The sequence below is a fragment of the Actinokineospora sp. genome (assembly GCF_050699995.1).
Lineage (GTDB): Bacteria > Actinomycetota > Actinomycetes > Mycobacteriales > Pseudonocardiaceae > Actinokineospora.
The window spans coordinates 1-5,281 of record NZ_JBOHGC010000305.1; the positions used below are offsets into that span (position 1 = coordinate 1).

Sequence of the window (5,281 nt, forward strand, 5' to 3'; positions counted from 1 at the left end):
TGCTCGGCCAGCGGCGCTCCGATGTCGTGCCCAGGTTCCGACGCGGGGCGCAGGTCCATCGGCCGCGCGCGCCGCTGGGCGCCGCGGAGCATGTCGAGGCAGACGTTGGTGGCGATCCGGTAGAGCCACGTCCGCAAGGATGCCCGGCGCTCGTCATAGCGGTCCATCGCCCGCCACGCGCGCACCAGCGTCTCCTGCACGGCGTCCTCGGCCTCGAACCCGGAGCCGAGCATCCGGTAGCAGTAGCCCGTCAGTTCTCCACGGAACGGTTCGAGCCGGACGGCCGCGCCGCTCGTCGAAGTCGTCACCCGCCTGACCCTACGCGCGGGCACCGACACCGATGAGTTCCCGACGCCTGGCCCGTATCACCCGCGGAAGCACGTGACGGAAGGACCGAGCGATGACTGAAGACCTGCGCGCCGACCTGACGGATGAACGCGAGAACTTGGCGGACCGAAGTCGTCGCTCACCTCACCGCGCCGTTCCGCACGTCGTTGCCGCGCACCCTGCTGGACTTGGTGAAGGCCCGCGGGGACATCAACCGCATGTCCGACACCGTCGCGAGGCGGGACGCGGCCCGGATGACCGACGCGGACCTGCTCGCGGCGGTGCGCGACAACACCACGCACCCGTGGACCCCGCCGGGCGGTGGCGTCCACGGGGCCCTCTCGCACGAGGTCATCCACGGCCTGGACATCAGGGTGGCGCTGGGGGTGGACCGGCGGGTGCCGCCGCGGCGGGTCGCGGCGGTGCTGTCCGGGATGCGGCCCAAGCACCTCGCGTTCTTCGGCACGGACCTCACCGGGATCGAACTGCGGGCCACCGACATCGACTGGAGCCACGGCACCGGAACACCGCTCACCGGCCTGGCACAGGACCTGCTGCTCGTCGTCTGCGGCCGCCGACTGCCCCCGGGACGGTTGCATGGCGAGGCCGCGGCGCGCTTCTCCGCCGCGGGGCGCCGATAATCATCCACAGAGGACGGTGCATCCGGCCGGCGTCACCCGATCAGGTGAACGGTGGCGTGCTCACGTTTCTGCTCGCCGCAGCGATCCCCTTAGGACGCAGTTCCTTCGCCGAGTCCCGCCGACGCTCCGGTCAGGCCGCCGAACGCCGGTCTAGGAGAGCGCATGGGCAGCAACGGTCCGACTGGCGCGGAGTTCGATGACCTGGCTCGGCTGCTTTCCCCCGCTCTGCTCGCCCGCAGGCTGCGGGTGCGGGTCATGCGGCCCCGCGACCACCTCATCCTCGACGTCGGCGCCAACGACTGCGCCGTGGTCGTGGCCGAGGACGTTCCCTACCTGGTGCCGGACGGGCCGCGACCGCGACTGGTCGTCACCCTGCCCCCGCAGCACGTCGCCGAGCAGGTCTACCAGCAGAAGCAGGCGGGAACCGGCGCGCCCGAGGACCCGGCGCTGCCCGCGGGCGCCCGCTTCGCCGCGCCGACTCGGCTGGTCTACGTCCTCGACGCCGCCGACCGGGTCAAGCTCACCATCGACGGCGTGCTCGACGCGATGGGCACACTGGTGCTCGCGGTCGTTGCGCTCGCCGAGCCGCGCTTCAGCTGGCGGCTGCTGAGCGCGCCCGCCCTGCTGGGACACCTGCCGGGGACGGCGGCTGAGGCCACGGTCGACCGGGTGCGGGCGATGCGCCTGCTCACCGCCCAAGGGCTGCGCAGGCACGCCGCCGAGTTGCGGCCGGACCAACTGACGACGGTCCTCGATGTCGAGCCGGAGCTGCGGGAGGAGCTGCTCGTCGGCATCCGCCGCGACCTGATCGACCCGGGTCGGATCGTCGACCTGCTGGTCCGGCCGGACCGGCGCGAGCCGACGTGGCTGGAGACGGCCATCGAGGTGCCGAGCAGGCTGCAGCTGTCCCCCAGCACCGACGGCGCCTGGGCGCACACGCGCACGGTCGACCCCACCCCCGACGCGGTCGTCGAGCTCTGGCACACCCGCCTTGGCGTGCGGACCGACTCCGGCGTCGACGAGCAGGCGGGCGGTCAGCGGATCGTGCGCGCGGTGTGGACCCGCGACCTCGGAGGGCACGGCCTGCCCTCGGCCACGCACCCGTTCCGGATGAGTCTCACCCCTAAGAACCGCGCGGACATCGTGGAGCTCTCGACGGGCGCACCGGGCAGTCTGTGGCGGCGGCCGGCGCCGAGCCCGGTCGAGGTCGACCGGCTGCACCTGACCTCGCTGGGCGCGTTCATCGACGTGCGCGGCAACTGGGATGTGCCGGGCAAGGCGTTCACCGAGTGGCAGCACCGGACGACGCTGGGCCGCGACCAGTACGTGCGCGTGGTGCTCAAGGGCTACCTGTTCCCGTTCGGACACCGCGCCGTGCTGGTCACCGAGACCCGCCGCCGGGCCGATCCCCAGCTGCCCGACGGCGACTTCGCGATCCTGTGGCAGCGGCACTTCATCGTCCTGCGCGACCAGGTGCGCTCCTACGGCAACCGGATCATGCCGTTCAGCCAGGTCACGCTCAGCCCGAAGGTGACGCCGGACATCAACGACCCCGGGCCGGACCCCACGATCGTCTGGCCGATGGTCGACACCGCGCCGTTCGCGTTCACCGTCACCGGCGTCGACCGGGACGGCATCACCCACCGCTACACCGCACCGCTGCTGTGGGTGGCCGAACGGGAGGACGGAAAGCCCGCGGCGGGGGCGGTGCTCGCCCAGTACGGCCTCAAGAAGGTCGGCGCGGCGCTGCACGATGACCCGTCCCTGGGGTTCACCGCGCGGGTCGAACAGGACCTGCGAAGCCGACGGGTCGCCGTCGCGGCGCGAGGTCCGTCCGGGGAGGCGGCCTACGAGACGCGGACACTGCGGTTCGCCGCGCACCCGGAAGCCACGACCTGCGAACCGTTCCTGCTGCACGGTGACTTCGTCGTCCCCGCGGTCACCGCCGTCACCGGGTCGAAGAATCCGTTGCGGCTGAGCTACGCGGGCCCCTACCTCGCGCACGGTTTCGACGCCGCGGGCAACAAAGGCGAAGTCGTCCTGGCCAAGGCCGAAGGGGTCACCCTCGCCCCGCTCAGCTACGGCTCCACCGACCGCTCCGGCGGTTTCCTCAAGCCCAGCCAGCACATCGACGGCATCGCCCGCGGCACCGGACCGGTATCCGACGTCGCGGCCACCGCGAGCGGGACACCGACCAGCCCGACCGCGCTGTTCGCCGGGTTGGGCAAGATCCTCGGCCTGTTCGACCTCGCCGACATCCTGCCGCCCCTCGGACTCGACCAGGTGCCCGCCTACGCCTCGCGGCTGCTCGACCTCGCGGGAGCCATCGCGGGCGGCCTGACGAGGGCAAGCGCCATGCTCGCCCCGACAAGCGCGGCGCGGGCTCAGCTTCAGGACGCCGCGGCAGGCCTCGACGTGCTCATGCGGCGGGCCGCGCCGCCGCCCACCGCGGCCGAGTTCACCACCCTGATCAGCACCAAGCTCTCGCCCGCGATCGCCGCGGCACGTGGTGAACTCGCCGCGCTGGGCATGGCACGGGCGGCGATCGTTCGGCGCGCGCTCGATACCGTGGACTCGGTGCTGAACAACCCGACGCTTGACGCGGCGGCGATCCTGGCGGGACTCGCGGCGGGCGTGCCGAGCGCGAACATACTGACCCACGTGCACCTGGCCTGGCAGCCGCCGGTCCGCCAATGGCCGGGCAGCGCGCCCAAGGACGCGATCTTCCTTCCCGCCGCCGCGGACTCGCTGCTGCTCGCCGTCGACATCCGCGGCGGCGACCTGGTGGCCGAGCCCTCGACCGAGGTGCTGGCCCAGCTCACCGACTTCACCCTGCAACTGCTGCCGGGCGTTCCCCTGCTGCACATCCCGTTCACCCGGCTCTACTTCCGCGCCTCGACCGGCGCGAAGTCGGAGATCGACGTCGACATGGGGCCGCTGAAGTGGCTGGGGGTGCTCGGTTTCGTCGACAAGCTGCGCGAGCTGATCCCCGGCGACGGCTTCTCCGACCCGCCCGCGGTCACCGTCGACAGCGCCGGGATCACCACCGGGTTCAGCGTGGTCCTGCCGAACGTGGCGGTCGGCGTGTTCAACCTGTCCAACCTGTCGCTCGCCGCGCAGATCCAGCTCCCGTTCATCGGCGACGACGGGCCGACGGTCGGCTTCGCGTTCTGCTCGCGGGAGCGGCCCTTCAACCTGTCGGTCCTGTTCATGGGCGGCGGCGGGTTCTTCGGGCTGCGGATCAGCCCGAAGAAGCTCGTGCTGCTGGAGGCCTCGCTGGAGTTCGGCGCGACGCTCGCGCTGGACTTCGGCGTCGCGTCGGGCTCCGTGTCGGCCATGGCCGGGGTCTACCTGCGGCTGGCGGCGGCGGGCGGGTCGCTCACCGGGTACCTGCGCATCCGCGGTGAGGTCGACGTGCTCGGCCTGATCTCCGCGTGCATCGAGCTCTACATGGCGCTGGAGTACGAGTTCGGCTCCGGGAAGGTGCGGGGCCGGGCGTCCATCACCGTCGAGGTCGAGGTCCTGATGTTCTCCGCTTCCGTGCGGATCTCCACGGAACGCACGTTCGCGGGGTCCAAAGGCGACCCGACGTTCGCCGACGCCCTCGGGCCCTTTGTCGACGGCGACTGCCCGTGGATCGACTACTGCCAGGCGTTCGCGGAGGTATGACGGGCATGGACCAGTCGGTTGTCTTCACCCTGCTCCCCCAGGACACCGCGCCGGACGGGAGGTTGCGGGCGGCGCTGTTCGTCGCGCCCCGGCTGACCCCGGACGATCCGGACACACCGGCGTCGGCGTTCCCGGCGTTCGCGGACTGGCCGGGCATCGTGGCCGGGGCGCGGGTGATCGTCGAGAAGGACGGCGTCGGGACGATCGACGCGGACGTCGACACCGACGCCCTGCGGCCTGCCCTGTGGGCGAGCTACCTCGCGCCGCTGACGGTCGAGGGGTGGACCTTCCGCGACCTGTCGGACACCGAGATCCGGTCGTATCCGGCGCAGGAGATCGTGGCTTTGGCGCGCGGGCTCTACCACGCGGTCGCGGCCGAGAGCCAAGGCGACCACCCGCATCCGCTCGCGGGCGGGCTGCGGGCGCTCGGCGCCGCCTACCTGGAGCTGACCGGTGACCGGCCGCTGCGCGAACCCGGCGGACGGCAGACGTGGGACGCCCTGAAGCGGGCCGCCGCGGCCGCTGAGCTGCGGCGGCAGATCGACGACCGCATCGACCGCGCGATCGAGGTCCGCCGTGACAACAGGGGCCAGGCCAGAGGCGGCCTGCCGCATGGCGGACCCAGCCCCGCGACCAGCCAGCTC

4 protein-coding genes are annotated in these 5,281 nt (G+C 72.3%); 3 read left to right on the top strand and 1 reads right to left on the bottom strand.

Annotation, left to right across the window (positions count from 1 at the left end; genetic code table 11):
- The coding region (locus ACRDSQ_RS15210; protein WP_431421798.1) for a sigma-70 family RNA polymerase sigma factor at window positions 1-233 on the bottom strand (233 nt) is incomplete at its 3' end.
- Window positions 234-431: 198 nt separating this feature from the next.
- Between ACRDSQ_RS15210 and ACRDSQ_RS15215 the strand changes: the two genes are divergently transcribed.
- The 3 genes from ACRDSQ_RS15215 to ACRDSQ_RS15225 form a co-directional block, all read left to right on the top strand.
- Complete coding sequence (locus ACRDSQ_RS15215; protein ID WP_431421795.1) at window positions 432-968, top strand: maleylpyruvate isomerase family mycothiol-dependent enzyme; 537 nt, start codon at window positions 432-434, stop codon at window positions 966-968.
- Between the two features lie 162 nt (window positions 969-1,130).
- Entirely contained in the window at window positions 1,131-4,637 is a 3,507-nt protein-coding gene (locus ACRDSQ_RS15220) for a hypothetical protein (RefSeq protein ID WP_431421796.1), read from the top strand.
- Between the two features lie 5 nt (window positions 4,638-4,642).
- On the top strand, window positions 4,643-5,281 hold a 639-nt coding region (locus ACRDSQ_RS15225), incomplete at its 3' end, for a hypothetical protein (protein ID WP_431421797.1).

What these genes read in the sequence shown, in the direction of transcription:
- ACRDSQ_RS15215 (WP_431421795.1), top strand. Translation starts at nt 432, where the DNA reads ATGAACGCGAGAACTTGGCGGACCGAAGTCGTCGCTCACCTCACCGCG.
- ACRDSQ_RS15220 (WP_431421796.1), top strand. Translation starts at nt 1,131, where the DNA reads ATGGGCAGCAACGGTCCGACTGGCGCGGAGTTCGATGACCTGGCTCGG.